This window comes from Microcoleus sp. Aus8_D2, assembly GCF_036702665.1.
Classification (GTDB): Bacteria; Cyanobacteriota; Cyanobacteriia; order Cyanobacteriales; family Microcoleaceae; genus Microcoleus.
Genome location: NZ_JAUBUN010000001.1, coordinates 204,137 through 224,388, shown reverse-complemented (window position 1 = coordinate 224,388; position 20,252 = coordinate 204,137). Strand labels below are relative to the sequence as shown.

General features: G+C 45.4%; 21 protein-coding genes. 10 read left to right on the top strand and 11 right to left on the bottom strand.

What is annotated here, in order from left to right:
- Nucleotides 1–82 precede the first annotated feature (82 nt).
- Both QUB64_RS00985 and QUB64_RS00980 read left to right on the top strand, forming a co-directional pair.
- A complete protein-coding gene (locus QUB64_RS00985; RefSeq protein WP_333269003.1) occupies nucleotides 83–424 on the top strand; it encodes a DUF6883 domain-containing protein in 342 nt (113 codons plus the stop codon).
- A gap of 8 nt (nucleotides 425–432) precedes the next feature.
- Complete coding sequence (locus QUB64_RS00980; RefSeq protein ID WP_333269002.1) at nucleotides 433–738, top strand: DUF4926 domain-containing protein; 306 nt, start codon at nucleotides 433–435, stop codon at nucleotides 736–738.
- Nucleotides 739–814: 76 nt separating this feature from the next.
- On the opposite strand, the gene QUB64_RS00975 is transcribed toward QUB64_RS00980, so the two are convergent.
- Nucleotides 815–1,180 (bottom strand): aspartyl protease family protein, encoded by a 366-nt coding sequence (locus QUB64_RS00975; RefSeq protein WP_333269001.1) that lies wholly within the window; start codon nucleotides 1,178–1,180, stop codon nucleotides 815–817.
- Nucleotides 1,181–1,715: 535 nt separating this feature from the next.
- On the opposite strand from QUB64_RS00975, the gene QUB64_RS00970 reads away from it, so the two are divergent.
- Both QUB64_RS00970 and QUB64_RS00965 read left to right on the top strand, forming a co-directional pair.
- Nucleotides 1,716–2,060, top strand: a complete 345-nt coding sequence (locus QUB64_RS00970) for a hypothetical protein (protein ID WP_333269000.1) — start codon at nucleotides 1,716–1,718, stop codon at nucleotides 2,058–2,060.
- Complete coding sequence (locus QUB64_RS00965) at nucleotides 2,057–2,239, top strand: hypothetical protein (RefSeq protein ID WP_333268999.1); 183 nt, start codon at nucleotides 2,057–2,059, stop codon at nucleotides 2,237–2,239. Before QUB64_RS00970 ends, QUB64_RS00965 begins: the two co-directional genes overlap by 4 nt.
- A gap of 93 nt (nucleotides 2,240–2,332) precedes the next feature.
- Here the strand turns inward: QUB64_RS00965 and QUB64_RS00960 are convergent, their stop codons facing one another.
- Entirely contained in the window at nucleotides 2,333–2,497 is a 165-nt protein-coding gene (locus QUB64_RS00960; RefSeq protein ID WP_333268998.1) for a hypothetical protein, read from the bottom strand.
- A gap of 240 nt (nucleotides 2,498–2,737) precedes the next feature.
- Here QUB64_RS00960 and QUB64_RS00955 point away from each other — a divergent pair, with 240 nt between their 5' ends.
- Together QUB64_RS00955 and QUB64_RS00950 are read left to right on the top strand one after the other, a co-directional pair.
- Nucleotides 2,738–2,932 (top strand): hypothetical protein, encoded by a 195-nt coding sequence (locus tag QUB64_RS00955; RefSeq protein WP_333268997.1) that lies wholly within the window; start codon nucleotides 2,738–2,740, stop codon nucleotides 2,930–2,932.
- Nucleotides 2,917–3,249, top strand: a complete 333-nt coding sequence (locus QUB64_RS00950; protein ID WP_333268996.1) for a type II toxin-antitoxin system PemK/MazF family toxin — start codon at nucleotides 2,917–2,919, stop codon at nucleotides 3,247–3,249. Before QUB64_RS00955 ends, QUB64_RS00950 begins: the two co-directional genes overlap by 16 nt.
- A gap of 48 nt (nucleotides 3,250–3,297) precedes the next feature.
- Here the strand turns inward: QUB64_RS00950 and QUB64_RS00945 are convergent, their stop codons facing one another.
- Nucleotides 3,298–3,432 carry a hypothetical protein gene (locus QUB64_RS00945; protein WP_333268995.1) on the bottom strand — a complete coding sequence of 45 codons (135 nt, stop codon included), beginning with the start codon at nucleotides 3,430–3,432 and terminating at the stop codon, nucleotides 3,298–3,300.
- 127 nt (nucleotides 3,433–3,559) lie between these two features.
- Nucleotides 3,560–4,405, bottom strand: a complete 846-nt coding sequence (locus tag QUB64_RS00940) for a PEP-CTERM sorting domain-containing protein (RefSeq protein WP_333268994.1) — start codon at nucleotides 4,403–4,405, stop codon at nucleotides 3,560–3,562.
- A 119-nt stretch (nucleotides 4,406–4,524) separates the two neighbouring features.
- Here QUB64_RS00940 and QUB64_RS00935 point away from each other — a divergent pair, with 119 nt between their 5' ends.
- The gene (locus tag QUB64_RS00935) at nucleotides 4,525–4,815 is read left to right on the top strand and encodes a hypothetical protein (RefSeq protein ID WP_333343170.1); all 291 of its coding nucleotides are present in this window, start codon (nucleotides 4,525–4,527) and stop codon (nucleotides 4,813–4,815) included.
- On the opposite strand, the gene QUB64_RS00930 is transcribed toward QUB64_RS00935, so the two are convergent.
- From QUB64_RS00930 to QUB64_RS00920, 3 genes are read right to left on the bottom strand one after another with little or no spacing between them, the layout of a single operon-like run.
- On the bottom strand, nucleotides 4,812–5,243 hold the full coding sequence (locus tag QUB64_RS00930; RefSeq protein WP_333268992.1) for a hypothetical protein: 432 nt from the start codon (nucleotides 5,241–5,243) through the stop codon (nucleotides 4,812–4,814). The two genes, QUB64_RS00935 and QUB64_RS00930, sit on opposite strands and share 4 nt — an antisense overlap.
- Nucleotides 5,233–5,703: an SMI1/KNR4 family protein gene (locus QUB64_RS00925; protein ID WP_333268991.1), complete on the bottom strand. Its 471-nt coding sequence runs from the start codon at nucleotides 5,701–5,703 to the stop codon at nucleotides 5,233–5,235. Before QUB64_RS00925 ends, QUB64_RS00930 begins: the two co-directional genes overlap by 11 nt.
- A gap of 17 nt (nucleotides 5,704–5,720) precedes the next feature.
- Nucleotides 5,721–12,923: a S8 family serine peptidase gene (locus tag QUB64_RS00920; RefSeq protein WP_333268990.1), complete on the bottom strand. Its 7,203-nt coding sequence runs from the start codon at nucleotides 12,921–12,923 to the stop codon at nucleotides 5,721–5,723.
- Between the two features lie 336 nt (nucleotides 12,924–13,259).
- Here QUB64_RS00920 and bchI point away from each other — a divergent pair, with 336 nt between their 5' ends.
- Entirely contained in the window at nucleotides 13,260–14,375 is a 1,116-nt protein-coding gene (bchI, locus tag QUB64_RS00915) for a magnesium chelatase ATPase subunit I (protein WP_442921619.1), read from the top strand.
- Nucleotides 14,376–14,626: 251 nt separating this feature from the next.
- On the opposite strand, the gene QUB64_RS00910 is transcribed toward bchI, so the two are convergent.
- The 3 genes from QUB64_RS00910 to QUB64_RS00900 all read right to left on the bottom strand — a co-directional run bounded on the left by QUB64_RS00910 (nucleotide 14,627) and on the right by QUB64_RS00900 (nucleotide 17,228).
- Nucleotides 14,627–15,232, bottom strand: coding sequence for a hypothetical protein (locus tag QUB64_RS00910; RefSeq protein WP_333268989.1), 606 nt, complete (start codon nucleotides 15,230–15,232; stop codon nucleotides 14,627–14,629).
- A gap of 153 nt (nucleotides 15,233–15,385) precedes the next feature.
- Entirely contained in the window at nucleotides 15,386–16,243 is an 858-nt protein-coding gene (locus QUB64_RS00905; protein WP_333268988.1) for a M48 family metalloprotease, read from the bottom strand.
- Between the two features lie 346 nt (nucleotides 16,244–16,589).
- The gene (locus tag QUB64_RS00900; RefSeq protein ID WP_333268987.1) at nucleotides 16,590–17,228 is read right to left on the bottom strand and encodes a macro domain-containing protein; all 639 of its coding nucleotides are present in this window, start codon (nucleotides 17,226–17,228) and stop codon (nucleotides 16,590–16,592) included.
- 128 nt (nucleotides 17,229–17,356) lie between these two features.
- Here QUB64_RS00900 and crcB point away from each other — a divergent pair, with 128 nt between their 5' ends.
- Both crcB and QUB64_RS00890 read left to right on the top strand, forming a co-directional pair.
- Nucleotides 17,357–17,755 (top strand): fluoride efflux transporter CrcB, encoded by a 399-nt coding sequence (gene crcB / locus QUB64_RS00895; protein WP_333268986.1) that lies wholly within the window; start codon nucleotides 17,357–17,359, stop codon nucleotides 17,753–17,755.
- Nucleotides 17,756–18,405: 650 nt separating this feature from the next.
- Complete coding sequence (locus tag QUB64_RS00890) at nucleotides 18,406–19,752, top strand: ABC transporter ATP-binding protein (RefSeq protein ID WP_333268985.1); 1,347 nt, start codon at nucleotides 18,406–18,408, stop codon at nucleotides 19,750–19,752.
- A 251-nt stretch (nucleotides 19,753–20,003) separates the two neighbouring features.
- Here the strand turns inward: QUB64_RS00890 and QUB64_RS00885 are convergent, their stop codons facing one another.
- Complete coding sequence (locus tag QUB64_RS00885; protein WP_333268984.1) at nucleotides 20,004–20,219, bottom strand: hypothetical protein; 216 nt, start codon at nucleotides 20,217–20,219, stop codon at nucleotides 20,004–20,006.
- Between the last annotated feature and the right edge of the window lie 33 nt (nucleotides 20,220–20,252).

Sequence of the window (20,252 nt, the reverse complement as noted above, 5' to 3'; positions counted from 1 at the left end):
GAGTAAAAATTGAAAGTCGATCGAACTTCCAAAGCAGCTCTTTAATCTATTGGGTGCTAAAATTAGTGCTGGGTAAACAAACATGAAGCTGAAAGAAATTGTCAGCCATCTCGTTATCGCTCCTCAAAAATTAACAGAGTATGCTCTTAATTTAGATAATCCAGTCGGTAGGGATAAAGCTATAATATTTCAGCGTCGTTTGGGATTTACCCGAGACAATCATGAATTGCTGTTAGCACAGATTTCAACTAAAACTCTTGATGCTGAAGCAATTTTAGGACTAAATGACAAACACGGGCAGCGCTATACCGTAGACTTGGAAATTATGGGGGTACAAGGACAGCAGGAGATTGTCCGTACAGGTTGGATCGTAGAAGCTGGCAGTAATGAGGCAAGACTGGTAACACTATTCGTTCGGAGGTGAGCGCGATCGTGCCAGAATTATTTGATGTAGTCGAATTGTTAGTGACCTTGCCTGAATCTAATTTGCACGTAGGTGTTAGAGGGGCAATTGTCGATTGTTATGCTGATGGAAATTATGAGGTTGAATTTAGCGATAGCTCTGGCGAAACCATAGCTTTATGTACCCTGTCTTCCGAGCAAATTTTAGTGGTTTGGAATGCGAAAGAGGGTCGTTGGTTGTCTGTATCCGAGCAGTTAGCTGGGATGATTGAACGTTTGTCAGACGAACGTCAGCAACAAGTTTTAGAGTTTGCCCGTTCTTTGTCTGAAAGATAGGGAGTGTCAATATCAGTATGGTGCATCAGCTCGGTTTTTTAGGAATAATTGATAATTTTATATTCTCAAAAATCAGCTACATAATCGTCAAATAAGTATCGACTGATTCGGAGGGTAAAACATTTAAAGTTTGGTGGCGCAGATCCGGTTCTAAACCGAGGGCTTCCAGAGGAATTACGCCAATTAAAGTATCTCGCCCTCCGGGTAATTCCAGACATTCAAAAGTGCCTTCTCTACCGCAAAGTGAAATCTTAGCATCTTGAAAGATGCTTGCTTTGCTGAATCCCGTTGCGGTGGCCACATCCACTTCTTTAAGCAATTCGAGGCCGAGTTGGGCGATCGCCCGTGGAGGCAGGCATAATGTAGTAGCACCGGTATCTACCACCACGTTATCCAGGGTAATCGAGCGTATTTCCGGGGTAGATAAAGGGCGTGAAGCCAAGCTATCCCCAAGGGAATCGCACTTAACAGACAGAATTTGTTACGAAAGGTAGATGCAGACATGAGGATAATTTTTCTGAATGATTAAAAGTTGACATTCCTGGACGCACGGGTGGTCAGAAACCGGGTTTTTTCGGAGAATATTTGGTAACAGCGATTGAACAGGGAAAAACCCGGTTTCTTTGGTATTTATGCACCTAAGACTGCGGTTCGCGAGTGTTAAAAGTCGATCGCCCGATCGCACTTTTGAAACCAACCGTCATTTATCTATCAGGTGCGATCGGCTAGTTTTATGCAAAACGCGGCTTGATCTTAATAAAACTTTACGAAATCATGTAGTGTTGGGAGGGAGCGATCGAAAGAGGGCGATCGCCATTCGTCGATAAAAGCAGTAAAGGGATCTCGACCTTTCGATGTCAAAAAGTGCGAGATCCCTTCCCTGAGAAAAAGGAGTAAAGGGATCTCGACTTTTCCCTATCGCGATGGTACTTCCCTAAAATGATAAAATCAATGCGAGCATCTCAATAACCTGAATTATGGCGAAATTTTCCCCAGATATTACGGAAATAGTTAATAGGCTTAAACAACAGTCTTTGGATATAGTTGACGGAGTGACAGCAGCAGAATTAGCTTTATTTGAGCTTTTTGGCGAAACAGAGCAGACGTTGCCTTTTTTTGCTGAGTTGACTACGGTGTTGGAGGATGCTGAGGCTTCTTATATGCAGTTATCGAGGTTGGGGCTAAATATTGCTCGCTCTCAACCTAATGCACAGCCAGATATGCTAGAGTTGATGAATCGAGCCATTGCCCGTACTCAAACTAGGATTCCGGCGTGGGAGCGAAGTTTGGAAGAAGTTAAGTTAGAGTGGAATTTACCATGAGCAAGCAGCCACGAATTCCCGATCCAGAAACGGCTAAGAGACTTTTGGCTAATCTGCGCCGGACTCATTTAGAAATGGAACAGTTTAATTTAGAACTAGCAGAAATTAATGCCAGATTGGAAGAAGTTAACCGACAAAAACGACTGTCACGGTTAGATAAATTATTGAATAATTATTAAGCGATCGCGTTTCTTGCCAAAAACTCTCATTCTCAAAAAAGCGAGATCCCTTCCCTGAGAATATAGTCGTAAAGGGATCTCGACTTTTGGATGTCAAAAAGTGCGATCGCCCGTCGCGTGTGAAAAAGTCGTAACGGGCTCTCGACCTTTGGATGCCAAAAGAGCGATCGCCCGTCGCCCGTGAAACAGGAGTAAAGGGATCTCGACTTTTCGATACCAAAAAGTGCGATCGCCCGTCGCCCGTAAAAAATTAGTCAAGGGATCTCGACCTTTCGATACCAAAAAGAGCGAGATCCCCTTGGATGCAAAAAGAGCGAGATCGCCCTGGCGTTGAATGAGTGGGCTAGTCGTGAAGCGAAGCTCTCGGGAGCATGAATCGCCCATTTTACTCAATCGCAGCCGCTCGCCCTTTTCATCCCTGACAAAAAGACCGATCGCTGCTCATCTCAAAGATGCTATGATAGATTAATAGTTACTATGTCTTTATAGGTAAATGACATGAACGCTAAAGAATTGCTCCTTAAAGAAGTGGAAAATATTCCAGAATTTATATTAGAAGAAGTTTGGGATTTTTTGCAATTTTTAAAAGGAAAATATGATAGAGATAAGTTAGAATCAAGCCTGCTGAGTGAATCTGCTTTGCAAAAAGACTGGTTAAAGTCAGAGGAGGATGAAGCATGGCAGAATTTGTAAAAGGTGATGTGGTAGTTGTGCCGTTCCCATTTTCAGATTTAACACAAGCGAAGCGCCGACCGGCTTTAGTTATAGCAACTTTGGCAGGAGAGGATCTAATTCTTTGTCAGATTACTAGCCAGAGAATCGCCGATCGCTATGCTATTAGTCTTGAAAGTAGCGATTTTAGTGAGGGCGGACTTAACCAAACTAGCAACATTAGACCTAATCGCTTGTTTACCGCAGATCGAGAAATTATACTTTATAAAGCTGGTAAGCTTAAAACTGAGAAGTTGAATGAGGCGATCGCTAAAATCGTGGAAATTATTCAGCAGTAATTCTCTATAGTATAGTTAAGCGTTCAGTCTGTTCAAAATGCTGTTTGACTATGTTGTAAAGGGCGATCGACCTTTCGATGTCAAAAAGAGCGATCGCCCGTCGCGTGTGAAATAGGAGTAAAGGGCGATCGACCTTTGGATGCCAAAAGAGCGATCGCCCGTCGCGTGTGAAAAAGTTGTCAAGGGCGATCGACTATTGCAAGATGCTAAAAAGAGTGATCGCCCGTCACCCGTGAAAAAGTTGTAAAAGGATCTCGCTCGCAATTCCTAATCTTGTAGGGACACAACAATGTTGTGTCCTGACTGTAAATTAACGAGATAATTTTTGTTTGCGTTTCCGCACCACACCGACAAGGAAAGAACCGGAAGCAAACAAACCTAACATTGCAGAAGGTTCGGGAACAGCTTCAGCTTCGTTAAGCAGTGCGTGCATATTGAAGTTGGCTTTATCTGTATTGAATTCTAGTTTCAGCGGAAATGCAGTGGAATTAGTCGGATCGACATTGAGGCCGGTAACGCTAAATTCTTTAACACCGCTGCCACCGACTAGCAAGTTGCCGAGTAACTGACTATAATTGCTAAAGCTAACGCTATTTCCGGGGGTAAATTCACCCAAAATCACATCTTTTACTAACACAGTAAAAGGCTTAGAAAAACCAGTGGGAAAATCAATTATTTCGGTAAACACAGAGTCCGAAGTCATCTCGTAGCGAAAACCGTAAGCTGTCGGCGGATCTCCCCAGTCACCGCTGATAAAATCAATAAAAGTCCAGAAGCCTGGTTGAGTTATAGTTGGCATAATGGGATTTTGTTGAGAGGAACCAGGTCGTTCAGGTTGCCAAGGAGCGCACGGAAATCCAGCACCATTAATGCAAGGAAAAATCGGGGAGACAGGTTCTAATAGTTCCTCCTTTTGTTGTCTTTGACGCCATTCTTCTTCTTCTTGTCGGCGACGTAATAATTCCTGTTCTTGGATTGTCATCAATTCTTCTTGTGTATTGAGCGCCTGTTCTCGATCGGGAGCAAAGCTGACGGCTTGAGCAGATTGGGGGAGAGAAAGGGCGTGAAGCGAAGCTATCCCGAAGGGAATCGCGCTTAGCAAACTTAAACCCAAGCTAAACGGGTAGAATTTGTTACGAAAGGTAGATGCAAACATGAGGATAATTTTTGTGAATGATTAAAAGTTGACATTCCTAGACGCACGGGTGGTCAGAAACCGGGTTTTTTTGAAGAATATTTGGTAACAGCGATTGAACAGGGAAAAACCCGGTTTCTTTGGTATTTATGCGCCCAGGACTACAGTTGGCGAGTGTTAAAAGTCGATCGCCCGTAAGCGAAGCCCTCACACACGATCGCACTTTTGAAACCAACCGTCATTTATCTATCAGGTGCGATCGGCTAGTTTTATGCGAAACGCGGCTCAATCTTAATAAAACTTTACGAAATGCTGTAGGTAGCGTTGGGAAAGAGCGATCGAAAGAGGGCGATCCCCTTCGCTTCGCTCCGCCCGTCGCCCGTGAAAAAGTCGTAAAGGGCGATCGCACTTTCATTTATCGCACTCCTTAATTTGCCTTTGCTACCAACTCTGGAGTTTGAATTGAGAAAACATTCTCCAGCAAGTCAAAGAGAGTTTGTTGAGTTGCCAGTAGCAGAACACAAGCTTGCGGTGTCAGGCTAATACTGTTAATCCACTGATGGCAAATATCGCCGATCGCTTCTAGGTGGCAAATCAGCAAATTTGGCGCAATTTCTGCGGCACTTTGTTGCAGGATTTCGGGAACAGCTTGCAGCAGAATAGCTAGTTTTTCCGCAGAGGAATTATCCCAGGTGTACTCAGCTAATGGCATCGGTGCGGGTGCAATTTTGGTAGGAGCAATCCCCCCGCGATCGCCCCTGGGGGTGATGTCTAGCTGAATCAGGCCTTGTTCTCCTGACTTGTTGCAGCAGCATACCGCAGCGGTAGCTAGCCAAAACGACTTACAACTACGATTCATCAGTCAGAATATCTAGAAACTTTGAAAAAGAGTCACAAATTCTGTAGACGTTATCAACGTTATCTTTGCCACGTTCACCAGTCAAATCCCAAAACATTACGCATCCGTAGTCATCTTCAGAAAAAACCAGACATATTAGATCACCAAAATCGCTACACCCAATTGGTAGAAATTTATCCGGTATCCGATCTTTATAGGCTTGAAAGTTCCAGGTTATTGAAACAGAAACAATCAATGTTTCTATTCCAAAAAATACTTGAATTGGCAAAATATTTTCTGGATGGTTTAAAAGAGGGAAATTACTTGGCGTTGGAACACCTCCATTGTGACTTAATAGAAAGCTCTTGTAGTCATCAGGAAGCCGAATACCCAGATAATCTGCTAGACTACTCAAATCTTTCTCGGAATTTGCTTGAGAAATTCCATTGTTTTTTTCAAGGGACTTTATCCTGTGCAACATTTTTTTATTTCTCCACGTCAATTTCCAGAAAAGCCACCATCATGTCCTGTTTTACTATGAATTTCTCCCTTCACTAATTCCATTGTCTTTCCATCTTGATGATGATGCCAGACGTACCCAATTGGTGTGCTTGTATAGCCAGATGCTTTGTTGGCTAAATCTTTGTCTTTTCCGCGATTTCCTGTGAATTCAATCTTAACCCTTTTGAGGATCCATTGAGAGAAATCTGGATATCCATTTTTATCAAAAGGTACACCAGTCACAGGATGCTTCTTGCCAGCTAGATGTACATTACGTCTAGCTTTGAATTTAACGACTGAGCGTTTTTTGCTGTTTTTATTTTTTAAGTTCAGACTCCAACCCGAACCAGCAAACTTAGAACCTACTTTCCCAATGATTAAGTTGGCAAGTAAGCCCAATAGAGGACTAGCGCTAGCTTGGACAAATTTTTCTCCATTCTCATCTAAATCAGCCTCAGTTTCAGCATTATCTAGGCTGTTAGGTAGGTTTTGGGCATCTCCTACCAATTTATTAATACCATTCCAAAGATCCCCAAGAATTTTTGTTCCATCTTCCAAAAGCTTCTTGGCTTCATCCCATAGCTTGCCCAAGTCTAGATTTTGGAGGAAACCCGCAATTTCTGATAGCATTTCGCTAGGGGACTTACCTCTCCCAACTGCTAGAACTGCTCGGCCTAAAGGTGTTCTCCCTAGCACTTTGGCAGCAACAAAATCAAATATCTTTATTCCGAGAGCTTGCCAATCAATATTCGGAAATTTTTTGATATCGTCAATGATTTCGTTGAAAGATGACACAATATCATTGAGCGCATCCTCGCCAAGTCCTTTGACGTACTCAACAACGTATTCCTTGATGTGGTCAACGACTGCATTCAGCTTTCGTTCGCGTGACCAATCTTTTACGCTTTCACCTCTGTCATCTTCAACATAATCGTAAAAGTATTCGTCATCAACTTGATTATTACTCGAATCATCATCAGTTGCAGAATCATCACGGCCACCCGTTGCCCCCACTTCTGCACGCAAACTATTCAATCGATTCAGCCAGCCTTGCAGAAACACCCCCATACTTGGATTATTGGCAACGATCACCCGATACCGAGCTTCTCGCAAATCGAGATACCGCCGAACTACACTCATTTCGTCTCCGTTAGCCGACTGACGCGCCTGCTGTAAAAGCCCGCTTGCGGCACCAACCCCCATATTTACAGCAGTGTCAAAATTAACTGTTGCCAAGCGGGAGGTAAGCTGGTCACTACCAGATGCTTTCCAATACCTTGTGAAGTAGATATCTTCCACTTCCTGGTCTGAAATTAGCCGGACATCCCGTGCAGCTAGTCCTTTGCTTCCTCGGTAAGCGTTGTAAGTATTCTGGGTGATTCCTTTATTTGTGGCACCGCCTGGATCGCTAGGGTGATTGACATACCCTCCTTCCCAGCGACCCACAAAAGCAAGTGCTCGGCGAAAGTCTGCCGATTGAACTGGTGCAGGATTGTTCACAGGTGGTTGCGTAACTGGTTTACCAGGCCCAGTCTGATAACTCACTGGTAGATAGACAGATTGACCCACCTGTAAATTCCGTGCTTCTGCTTCGGTAAACGTACTGCCATCCGCTTTCTTAATTTCCCGCCAACGATCGCCATTCCCCAATTCTCGGAAAGCAATTGTCCACAACGTATCATTGGGCTTGATGATGTACTGTCGCTGCTGTCCCGGTTGTGCTGGCGGCGGTACAGCAGGCGAGGAACTACTACCAACTGGCAGGTAAACTACTTGACCGATTTGCAAGCGACGCGCTTCATCACTCGAAAACGTGCTGCCATCTGCTTTCTGGATTTCTACCCAGCGATTCCCGTTGCCCATTTCTCGCTGGGCGATCGCGCTTAAAGTATCTCCCGATCGAATCGTGTAAGCGCGACGGGTAGGTGTCGGAGTCGGAGTCGGAGTAGAAATCGAATTGCTGGGATTAATAGCAGCCCCCCAGATTTCACCGCTGCCAGATACACTGCCAGTAACACTGACAGCAGCGGTTTGCGGATTAACGGCCAATCTTTGCCCGGTGGAAGTATAAGCCGTTAGCTGTCCGTTAACTTGCGCTAAACCGTAAACTTTGCGGTAGCCTAAATCTCCAATTGTCCGGCTGCTGCCATTAGAGGGATTGACAGCAACTAGGCGATCGCTGCCACTAGAAAAAGAGCCGACCGTAGCAAAAATCTCATTACCATTAAAGACCATATCCCCGCTGCTTGGCCCGCCTAAAGAACCGATTTGGCTAACTTGAGCTGTCTGCGGAGAAATTTGGTACAAATTGCCATTGTTGGTATCTGCACCGTAAAGTCTGCCATCAGGAGAAAAAGTAAGTGAATTAATCCAAGCACCCCCAAAGTTGCCAATGGTTCTGGCTTGACCGCTAGCAGGATTAATCTCATACAGTTCATTAAAGGTAGAACCGAACAATCGGCCATCAGAAGAAACAGCTAAATCCGTGAAAGCTATTCCTTGATAAATCAGACTTTGTTCGCCGGTTGCCGTGTTAACTGCTAATACTTGTCCTCCACTCGTAGACAGATATAGAGTCCTATTAGTTGGTTGGGGTTGCGGTTGAGGTTGGGGTTGCGGTTGCGGTTGCAGTGCTAATCCCGATACCCGTCGCGGAATCAAAATTGTGCGTCCCGTTTGGATTAAATTAGGATTGGCAATGCCATTTTTCTGAGCAATAAAGTTGAAATAAGGTACAGAACCATTGCCCATTGTTCTCGATGCAATCCCGCTCAATGTATCTCCAGAGCGAATGGTATAAGAAACCCATTCGTAATATTGACCCTCAAATTCACTCACCGAAGAACGAGGTTGCTGTTGGGCTGGTTTTGCTGGAGTTATGGATTGTGCTGCGGGTTGTGATTGTACGGGGGGTTGCTGTTGTACAACAGGCGGCGATACTTCTCGTGGAACTGAAATTGTGCGGCCTGCAAAAATACGATCTGGATTAGCAATACCATTCTGCTGAGCGATCAAATTGAAATAAGGTGCAGAACCATTGCCCATTGTTCTCGATGCAATTCCACTCAATGTATCCCCAGAGCGAATTGTGTAGGGAACCCAATCGTAGTATTTGCCCAAGAAAGCAGTAGCAACTGCTCGCTCTCCCGGTATAACTTTACCTTCGCCGCTCCAAGTATCGGGAATTAACACAACTGGCGGGTAATATGTTTCGGGTACAGTTGTTTTTGCTAAATGCACTGCTGCTGAGATATTCAACAATCCTGCACCAGTTTCAGAATCCCAATTTGGCAGTTTTAAATCGGTAGCTGTAGACTTGAGAATCTCGATGACTTGGCGATAGTTTAGATCGGGATTTGCCGCCCATACTTGCGAGACTGCACCGGTTACTTTGGCAGTAGCAACAGAAGTTCCAGCCATTGTACCCAAGCCGTCGCCAACTGTGGAAAGTACGGGATTATCTGCTGTGCCGCCGTCAGCAACAATATCTAATCCTTGACCGTAACTTGAATAGCCAGCATAGTCGAAAGCTTTGGAAAGTGCGATTTCTTGATTAACTCGTTCAGCAGCACCGACGGTAATAATATTGTCAAATTCTTGGGAAGCTTGAGCCAAAGCTGACATTACTCCACCGTCGTTGCCAGCAGCAGCTACAATCATTACTCCTTTTTGACGTGCATATTCAATTGCTTTTCTTTCTGGCGGTGTCAATTCATAGCGAGTTGTGACGCTGCCATCGGGATTAAGTTGAGTTAAGTCAAAACTCAGGTTGACGATGCCGTTTGGCTGTCCAGATGCCACCATTTTATCAACAGACGAAATCAATGCTTCGGCCCATTTACCTGAACCGATCGCGCGAACTGCTAAAATTGGTGCGTTGGGATTAATGCCGTCAATACCAATGCCGTTATCAGGTTTAGCAGCAATAATTCCTAAAACATGATCTCCGTGTCCGTTGACTCGATCTGCTGGTGCTGTGGGGTCAACATCGCCGTCTACTAAGTCAGTTCCCCAAGTAATACGAGAATAGTCAATGTCCGGGTTATTGGCACTGAAGTCTGTATCGATGATAGCGATTAATGGTTGATTTGCTACAGGAAACTCAAACTGTACTGGCTGAATAGGTTCGATCGCAGGTAGTGCAACTTTCACCACCATATCTTCCAGCCGCGAAATCAACGCCCCCGTATTATCCGAGATAGGAGCCGCTTTTGTTTGCTCCCTCAACTTCTCAGTCATGGTTTGCAAACGATCGATCAAAGTGCGATCGATCGCATTTTCAGCAACAACATCTGCACTACCCAAATTACTCAAACGTTGTTTAACGCTTTCCAATCGCGCTATCCAATCAGCATTGACATCATGATTGTTTTGTGCTACTGCCTCCTGAGCCGGTGCTGTTATGGCAACAGGCAACTCCGGCTTAACCTCAGTAGTTTCCTTGCGCCCAATAGGTATTGGCAGATTGTCCTTCACCGCAGAATCGACACTATTTCCAGGTAAACCAACTTTCGGAGTATCAGCTTTTGCAACTACCGTTATAGCAGGTTTAGCAACTTCAGCTTCCGTCTTAATTTCCGCTGGTAAAACTTCAGGTTTCGCCTCTACCTTCGGAGTTGGATTTGCTACTGTTTCCGTTTCAGCCGTAGATTTAGCAGGCAAAGTTGTCGCTGGTGCAGTTTCAACAACTTTATCTTTTTCCTCACTCGTTACTGTCGGAACAGACGTTTTTTCAACTTGTAATTTAGTTTCTAGAGTCTCGACACTATTTCCAGGTGCAGCAACTTTCGGAGTCTCAGCTTTTGCAACTTCCGTTGCAGCAGGTTTAGCAACTTCAGTTTCCCTCTTACTTTCCACTGGCAAAACTTCAGTTTCCGTCTCAGAGGTAGATTTAGCAGGAAAAGTTGTCGGTGGTGGAGTTTCAGCAGCTTTATCTTTTTTCTCAGTCGCTGCTGTGGGAACAGTCGTTTTTTCAACTGGTAATTTTTCCGTCGAATCAACCCGGGCAATATCTTTGACTTTTTCCTCAGTTGTTACCGCTGGAATTGTCGGATTTGCATCTACCTTATCCGTTGGTACAACCTTCGTCGGTTCGGTAGTCGTTTTGTCCGTAGTATCCGCCGCAATATCTTTGACTTTTTCCTCAGTTGTTACCGCTGGAATTGCCGGATTTGCATCTACCTTATCAGTTGGTACAACCTTCCTCGGTTCAGTAGTTTTCGTCGAATCAACCGCCGCAGTATCTTTGACCTTTTCCTCAGTTGTTACCGCTGGAATTGCCGGATTTGCATCTACCTTATCAGTTGGTAAAACCTTGCTGGGTTCAGTAGTATTTTTGTCTGTGCCAGCCTTCTGTTCTGGGGATTTGGGAGTTTCTTTCCCAGGAGTTGATGGATTTGCAATCTCCTTTTCCAAATCATCAATCAAGCCGGATACTTCCGCTTCTAACTTCGGTTTTGGTTGCGATTCCGGTGTAATGTAAGGTTTGGCATAGGCAATTACAGCCTTGCCTAAATCCGTTTTCCGCCAATCTTTATCCGGGTTGACTACACTATCCATCAAGGCCGCTTTACCCTTAGCGCCCCGCACTTGGAAAGTAATATCATTGTAATCCCTGTCAGTCCCTAAATCGAACCGCAGATCCTCCATCGCAAAGGTATTGCCTTCTCCCGTGATATCAGCAATTTGACCCAAATGAAATGCCTCGTTAGGATTGGCTGTCACCATCGAGAACAACGGACGTTTATCGCCGCCAAAACCGGGATAGTCGTACACGAACTTTACAGTGTCGTTCGGTACGATCATGATGCCAAATTCATCCCCTGGAGTCATCGCAAAAGTCTTGACTCCTAAATACGGCCCTTCGTTGAAATTACCTTCTGGTAAATTACCGGAAAATCTCGCACCTTCCGTCAAATCATTGATAACTATGTGACCTTTTTCAGAGTTGCTAAGCGCCCTCGAAGCCGCTTCTTTGATAAACTCTTCCGAACCGGGAACAAACTTCTCCATCCCTTTGAGGCTGATAATCGCTAACTGACCGCGATACAAGCCACCATCTAATAGGTAATCTATGCCGACTTTGCCTGTTGCATCAACAGTAAATATTCCCGATGTAAAGGGAGATGTCAGTTGTTTTGCGGGAGTGGGTTCGGGTTCTTTTTTAGTGTCAGAAATCGGTAGGGCGGTGGTGGGAGTCTCTTTTTGCTTGTCTTCTGCACTGCTGTCGGCAGTAGTTGATTTGTCGGTGGTTTTGTTAGTATCTGTGGCTAAAGCATCGCTGGTTTTTGGTTTGCTGGTAACTGTCTCGCCTGTAACTGCATCTTTTGAAGTAGTTGTTTCGGCACCCGTGTTCGCTGGATTTGTGGTTTTAGCAGCTTCCTCAGACTTTTCTGTGGTTAAAGTTGCAGGTGCGGTTGTTTTGTCGGAGGGTGTGGTTAAAGCAGCGTCGGTTTTGGGTTCTTTACTGGCAATTGTCTCGCCTGTAACTGCATCTTTTGAACTCGTAGTTGTCGAGGCTGCCGTGTTCGCTGGATTTGTGGTTTTAGCAGTTTCCTCAGACTTTTGGGTCGTTAAAGTTGCAGGTGCGGTTGGTTTTTCGGATGCGGCAATTGCCGATTCAGTGTCGGATAAAGTTTTTTCTGATTCGGTTTTGGTAGTTGTTTTAGCAGTGGGAATAGCTGTTTTATCCCCAGCCGCAACTTGACTGTTATTTGTAGGTGCGGCTGTCTTCTCCTCAGCTATAGTTCCTGTGATCGGATCTTTGGTTGCTGTGGATTTTTCAGAAGTGCTGGTGACTGGTAAGATTGTGGAATCTTTGGCGGAAAGTGTCGCTTCTGATTTTGCACCTGTGAGGCTATCGATGCCGATCGCCTTTTCGGTTTGGAGTGCTGCTGTTAAACTTAGGCTGTAATTAGTGTTGCCGCCGATTTGCAAAACTTTGACTGTATAGTCTCCAGCAATTAAGTTGTCAACGCTAATTGTTTCTGCGCTGGTTCCCACGTTGGCAGAAGCGTGCAGTGTTGCACCGCTGCTGTTGAGTACGAATACGTCAGCATTGCTGGTTAAACCGTTAACGGAAATTTGGAAACTTCCGGTATTTTTGATGTTAAATTGGTAAAGGTCAAAGATATTTTTACTGTCAACTGTGCCTGTGTAGGTTTTGCTGCCAGTTAATGCACCGATGTTAGTTTCAGACATTTGCACCCTTCAAAAAAAATAGTTGCTTGACTTTGCTCTTAATTACCTATCTGGAGCAACCTGAGGTTTTTATGCGAATCGGGCAGAATTGTTACATTTCTTTACAATTTGGCACGATCGCCCTTCCGGTGTCCCTTAGGCGCTGATTCCCTCTGTGCTCAGCACGCTACATCTTGACTATATCTCTGATAGTTGTGTCTGCTCGATCGCCCTTACGCACAATTTCCCTTGGGCGCTGAAGCCTGTCACGATCTAAAATCCAAAATCTAAAATCTAAAATCTAAAATCCCTTATCCCTTACAATAAACAGGCAATTATTATATTTTGAGTTATCCTGTGAGTCCTACTGCCGAAGTCAGCAATAACGTAAATGCGGGCGCTATACCAAGCGTTACCGCCACCGCAGCCCGCCGCGCTGTTTTTCCCTTCACTGCGATTGTTGGCCAGGAGGAGATGAAACTGGCGCTGCTGTTGAATGTCATCGATCCCAAAATTGGTGGTGTGATGATTATGGGCGATCGCGGTACTGGCAAATCTACCACAATCCGCGCTCTCACTGATTTACTACCAGAAATTGAAGTGGTGGCTGACGATCCTTTTAACAGTCATCCCACCGATCCGGATTTGATGAGCGATGAGGTGCGCGATCGCACTTTGCATCACGGTACAATGCCGATCGCCCTCAAAAAAGTACAAATGGTAGACTTACCACTCGGCGCTACCGAAGACCGAGTGTGCGGTACGATCGACATTGAGAAAGCTTTGTCCGAAGGTGTGAAAGCTTTTGAACCAGGCCTGTTAGCTAAAGCTAACCGCGGCATTCTTTACGTCGATGAAGTCAATTTGCTCGACGATCACTTAGTCGATGTTTTGCTTGACTCCGCCGCCAGCGGTTGGAATACTGTTGAAAGAGAAGGCATTTCCATCCGCCACCCGGCTAAATTTATTTTAATCGGTTCCGGGAATCCAGAAGAAGGAGAATTGCGGCCGCAATTGCTCGACAGATTCGGAATGCACGCCGAAATTCGGACTGTCAAAGATCCTAATCTGAGAGTAGAAATTGTCGAACAACGATCGAGCTTTGACCAAAATCCGCCCGAATTTCTCGCTAAATATCAGCACCAACAAGACGATATGCAGCAGAAATTGGTAGAAGCCCAGGAAAGGCTGAAATCCGTAACCCTCGATCGCGATTTGCGAGTAAAAATTTCCCAAGTCTGCGCGGAATTGGACGTAGACGGGCTGCGCGGCGATTTGGTCACAAATCGGGCAGCGAAAGCTTTTACCGCCCTAGAATGTCGCACAGAGGTCACTGTGGACGATATTCGCAAAGTGATGACTCTCTGTTTGCGGCACCGATTGCGGAAAGACCCGCTGGAATCAATAGATTCCGGCTATAAAGTGACTAAAGTATTCGATCGCGTATTCGGCCTAGAAACAACTGAAGGGTAGTCCTGAAGCCACTCGCACGAACAGAATAAGATTCGTTTGTAGTGAGGACTTTAGTCCTCTAATTATGCGGACTAAAGTCCTCACTACAAACCTTTTTAATTGGTTCGATCGTTCGGACTTTAGTCCGCATCCATCAAAGGACTGAAGTCCTCACTACAAACCAGGTTCGATCGTTCGGACTTCAGTCCGCATCAATGACTAGCTATGAAACCAGGCTGGTACCGCCACTACAAAACCAGTATTTTGATACTTTACTTCTGCGAATCACCGCGATCGGACTTGTCAAAAAACGCCGTCAGCGCGTTCCACGCAGACTTAGCCGTCTCTTTCAAACGAGTGCCGATCGACTCAATTTCCCCAACCACAACGTGCCAATTCTTTTCAGTTTCCTTGTGAATGTGGTCAACAGCTTGGTCAATGCGATCGCGTTCGATAAACTTATTTTGTTCCAACGCTTCCCGCGCTTGTCGAACCGCTTTCAAATAAGCTTCGCGACTGACTTCGCCGGCATCTTGCACCTGCGCTTGCGCCCGGGTTTTAATCGCATCAACCACCAGCCAATTTTTCTCAGATTCCTTTTTGAGTAGGCTGACTGCTTCTGTCATTCTCTCTTTGGCGATCGACTTATTTTGTTCGATCGCCTTAGAAGCTTTAGTCACAGCTTTCAAATAAGCTTCGCGGGTGAGATCGCCCGCTGCTTGGACTTCGGCGGCGGCGCGTTTTTTAATTGCTTCAAACAAAGCAGCAGTTTCTGCGATCGTCTCATCAGTCGCGTCGGGCATCTCCTTTTTAACGATCGCCGTCGTTTCGGGAGATACCTCTACAATTGTTACTTCAGTCAAATTTGGATCTGTCATATCAATCATCTCCTTTGGTAGTCCGCTTGGAGTGGACTTTGTATGTGTAGCGCCAGAATTCATTCTGGCCCTTAAGACTTTCTACCCATAGCACCATAACTCATGCTAGCTGTTAAAACTTTCGATGTGTAGCGCCAGAATCAATCCTAACACTTAATAAGAACCAGTCAATTCTTGTTCCAGCTTCATCAAATTTTCAATCCGCGATTCCGTAGTTGGATGAGTCGAAAACAGACTTCTAAACCAATCACCAGCAGACGAATTCACAATCAACAGCGGCGCAAAAGCTGGATTACCATCTAAAGGCATTTGGCGCGCCCCACTTTCCAACCGCTGCAAAGCCCTCGCCAAAGCCCTTGGATTGCCCGTTAACCGGGCAGCCCCCGCATCCGCCGAAAACTCCCGCGTGCGCGAAATGGCTAGCTGAATCACCGAAGCAGCCACCGGAGCGAGGATAATCGTCAGCAGCAACCCTAAAGGATTCGGGCTGTCGCGATCGTCCCTACCACCAAACCACATACTATAACTCGCCATTTGCGCCAACCACGAAATCGCCCCCGCCACCGTCGCCGCCACCGCTTGCGTCAGCGTGTCGCGGTTGTTGATGTGAGTAAGTTCGTGCGCCAGTACCCCTTCGAGTTCGTCGTCTGACAGCATATTCATAATACCTTCAGTGACTGCAACCGCCGCGTGTTCGGGATCGCGCCCAGTAGCAAAAGCGTTAGCAGACTGAGTGGGAATAATGTAAACTCCCGGCATGGGTAAATTAGCGCGCTGAGCCAGTCTTTCCACCATTGTATAAAGTCCCGGCGCTTGGTTAGCAGTTACCGGCACAGCCCCGTAAGCCGCCAAAGCGATTTTATCCGAGTAAAACCAAGAACCTAAGTTCATCGCGGCGGCCAAACCAATGCCGATAATTGCACCGCCCGAACCGCCGATTACCCAATAGCTAACGGTAATTAACAGGGCGCTTAACAAGCCTAACAAAGCAGCAGTTTTAATTTGATTCATTTCGGGACTCTCCCTCGAAGCACTAAATTAAGCAATAATCTCGATCGACCTTCAATTGCGATCGACTAACCCAATAAGATTGGTTCGTAGTGCGGACTTCAGTCCGCAGCATTTTGCGGACTGAAGTCCGCACTACAAACCGTGGGATATGACATCACAGATAAATTTTGGTTGTGGGCTTTTGCCTCTGTTCTCCTACATTCTATCTAGCCAAGTTGAGCTCGCGTGTAGGATACCGCCAACTTGCAGGTACGGTTTAGCGTACTTTAATTTCTGATAAATCGCTCCACCTCAAAATACACACTACCAAGAAACCCGGTTGCTAAACACTGTAGAAATTTGAGATTTAAGCCTTTCTAGTTTCCAGCGGCAACTCTCCAGCATTGTTCGCATATAATAAATGGTGAGATTTTTGGGCGTCCCGCCAAGATTTAGGAAATTCGTATTGAGATAGGAGGATATCTTGAAGCGCGACTTGCATCTGATGCGCGCAGATATCGGGCGGCACTTTGCCTGTGCCCGTACCCATGCCGGGAATTGCGATCGTTTCAATGATATGTTTGACCGGCGTTCCGTCTGGAACCGTGCCAAATTTTACGAGAGTTAAAATAGCCCGGGTTGCGAGATAGACATTGACTGTCTCTGTTAAAATTGTGGGAACGCGCATTGTTGGGGCAGCTATTAAATAGGGAATTTCTGCATGATCGGTATCTACAACTTCGGCTAATCCTACTAATAGTTCGCCGTGATGGCGACTTTGAATTAGTTTTTGCAGGCGTTCTTGAACGTGACTTCCAAAATATTTGGCAATCTCTAAATCTAAGCCGCCGTCCATAAAGCCAAAACTATTTGCCGGACTGACAATCGCATCACATTTCACATCAAAGATTGAGCCGCGGTGTATTTTAACATTCTCCATATTACCGCAAGTGCTTTCCCAGGCTCTAACTAAGTCATCGTCTACCGCAGCCAGCACAATTTGCATACAGACTCTCTATAATTTTTAATTAGGCACCGCCAGAGCGATCGCCAATTTAATCATACAATACATTACATGAGTCCGCTAAATCTAAAATTTATCTTAATTTCAACTCACAAATCTTCAATAGCTGTATGCTGCAAGACCAGAATCTGGGCCATCCGATCGCAATTAGTTTAGGTGCCGTTGCCGGCGCATTGAGCCGGTATTATATCACCTTGTGGTTTGCCAACCGTTTCGGCACGGCTTTTCCCTACGGAACTTTTTTTATCAACATCACCGGTTGCTTGGCTATGGGATTTTTTATCACTCTGGTTTTTGAACGGGTGCCTGCTGTTCCCTCGGAGGTGCGGTTAATGGTAGCAACGGGCTTTTTGGGAGCTTATACTACTTTTTCGACTTACGGTTTAGATACAAATGTCTTGTTGCGCGATCGCTTTTACAGCTTGGCCACTTTTTACTGGGCTGGCAGCGCTATAATCGGAGTAATTGCCGTTCAGTTAGGCAGCATTTTAGCACGAATTGGCAAATAGATAAAATACCGTTTACATCTTTCATTAGATAGAATCGAGCATCTGTAGGGAAACAGCAATGCCGTGTCCGGCTTGCGGCTCGTCAAATGAAAGATAATTTATATAAAATCAGTAATTGTAGCAATAAATTTGAAAATCAATCTAAAAATCAAGTTTTTTCAGATCGACCTGGTTTTGGCGATCGCTCCTTATTTCAGCTTTAATTGATATCTCGCAGATTTTACGCATTCCTGCCAGCAGGTCTTGCTAAAAATGAGTTTATGAGGTATACGTATGGAAACCCAAGAATCAATTTTAAGACCAACGGACGCAAACTCCGGTCTGCCGACAAATATCAGTTGTCAGTTTGTGAGAGTTTTTGACGGCAGGACTAATGACGGCAGGACTAATGACTAATGACGGCAGGACTAATGACGGCAGGACTAATGACCAATGACCAATGACCAATAACTAATGACCAATAACTAATGACCAATGACCAGCCTTCGGCTTCGCTCTTCGGCTAAAATGACCAATGACTAATAACTAATGACCAGCCTTCGGCTTCGCTCTTCGGCTAAAATGACCAATGACGGCAGGACTAATGACGGCAGGACTAATGACGGCAGGACTAATAACTAAAGTTAAACAACAAGCAAGGAGGTTTAGTTGTGATAGTTAAAACAGCAACAGAGTGCCTCATTACCTTAGAAGGTGTCAGCAAGGCTTACCAGCAGCCCAACGGTCAACAAATATCTATTTTAGAGCCAATAAATTTAGAACTGCGATCGGGCGAAATAGTAGCTTTGCTAGGCCCTTCCGGTTCCGGAAAATCAACATTAATGCGGATGATTGCCGGACTGATCCCACCCAGCGACGGTCAAGTTTTTTACCACAATCGTCCTTTAGTTGGCTTAAATCCTGGGATAGCCATTGTATTTCAAAACTTTGCCCTTTATCCCTGGCTGACGGTACTAGAAAATGTAGAATTAGGCTTAAAAGCTAAAGGAGAATTGCCAGAACCGCGCCGCCAAAAAGCCTTGCGGATGATTGACATTATCGGTTTGGATGGATTTGAAAATGCTTATCCGAAAGAACTTTCCGGCGGAATGCGGCAGCGAGTGGGATTTGCTAGGGCTTTGGCGGTGGAACCCGAATTGCTTTGCATGGATGAACCGTTTTCAGCTTTAGACGTGCTGACAGCAGAAAACTTGCGGTTTGAGTTATTAGATTTGTGGCTGGAAAAAAAGATTCCGACTAAATCTGTATTAATCGTAACTCACGGGATTGAGGAAGCGGTAATTTTAGCCGATCGCATTGTAGTCCTCGGCCGCAATCCCGGGCGAATTCGCGCCGAACTGACGGTGACTTTGCCGCACTACCGCGATCGCAAAACAGCAGAATTCCAAGCCCTCGTAGACCAAGTATACAAAATTCTCACCAATCCAGAGTTAAGCTGCGAAACAGTTGCTGCACCGACTAAAAGTGCCACTACTGTGTCTCAACCCGAGCCCCCGCCCGCTGCGCCTAAATACCAATCTCTGCCGCAGGTGCGTACAGGTGCGATCGCAGGTTTGTTAGAACTCTTGGAAGATCGCAAGGAGAAAGACCTTTACCGCCTCGGTCAAGAATTAATGTTAGAGGTTGACGACATTTTGCCGATCGTCGAAGCCGCCAAATTAATGGAATTCCTAGTAATTCAAGAAGGCGACCTCCTGTTAACACCAGTTGGTATTCAATTCATTGCCGGCGGAATCGACCAGCGCAAACAAATTGTTCGCACCCAAATTCTCAGCAACATTCGCCTCGTACAGCAAATTTCTCGAATGCTTCAGTCTAAGCGCAATCACCGCATTTCAGAAGAGTTAATTCTGGACATTCTCGAAGCCCACTTTAGCCCCCAAGAAGCAATGCGGCAATTGAAAACTGCGATTGATTGGGGTCGGTATGCAGAGTTGTACAGCTACGACGAACCAGGGGGCGAAATTTTCTTAGAATCAGAAACTAAAGATGAGTAGTCATTAGTCATTAGTCCTGCCGTCATTAGTCTTTTTAGCCGAAGAGCGAAGCCGAAGGCTGGTCATTAGTCCTGCCGTCATTAGTCATTTTAGCCGAAGAGCGAAGCCGAAGGCTGGTCATTAGTCCTGCCGTCATTAGTCATTTTAGCCGAAGAGCGAAGCCGAAGGCTGGTCATTAGTCCTGCCGTCATTAGTCATTGGTTATTGGTTATTAGTCATTAGTCCTGCCGTCATTAGTCATTGGTTATTTGTTATTTGACTGTTAAATGTTGACTGTTAGCAATGCCCAATGCCCCATTCCCAATGCCCCATTCCCAATGCCCCATTCCCAATGCCCCATTCCCAATGCCCCATTCCCAATAACTAATTATTATGACAAGACCCCTAACACCAGCCAATAAAACATTAGAAAGATCGGCTTGGACATGGCAAGACGGCTTGCTGATTCTAGCAATCTTCTCTCTCATTTTAGTAATAGTCCAAACAGCTTCTCAATTCAA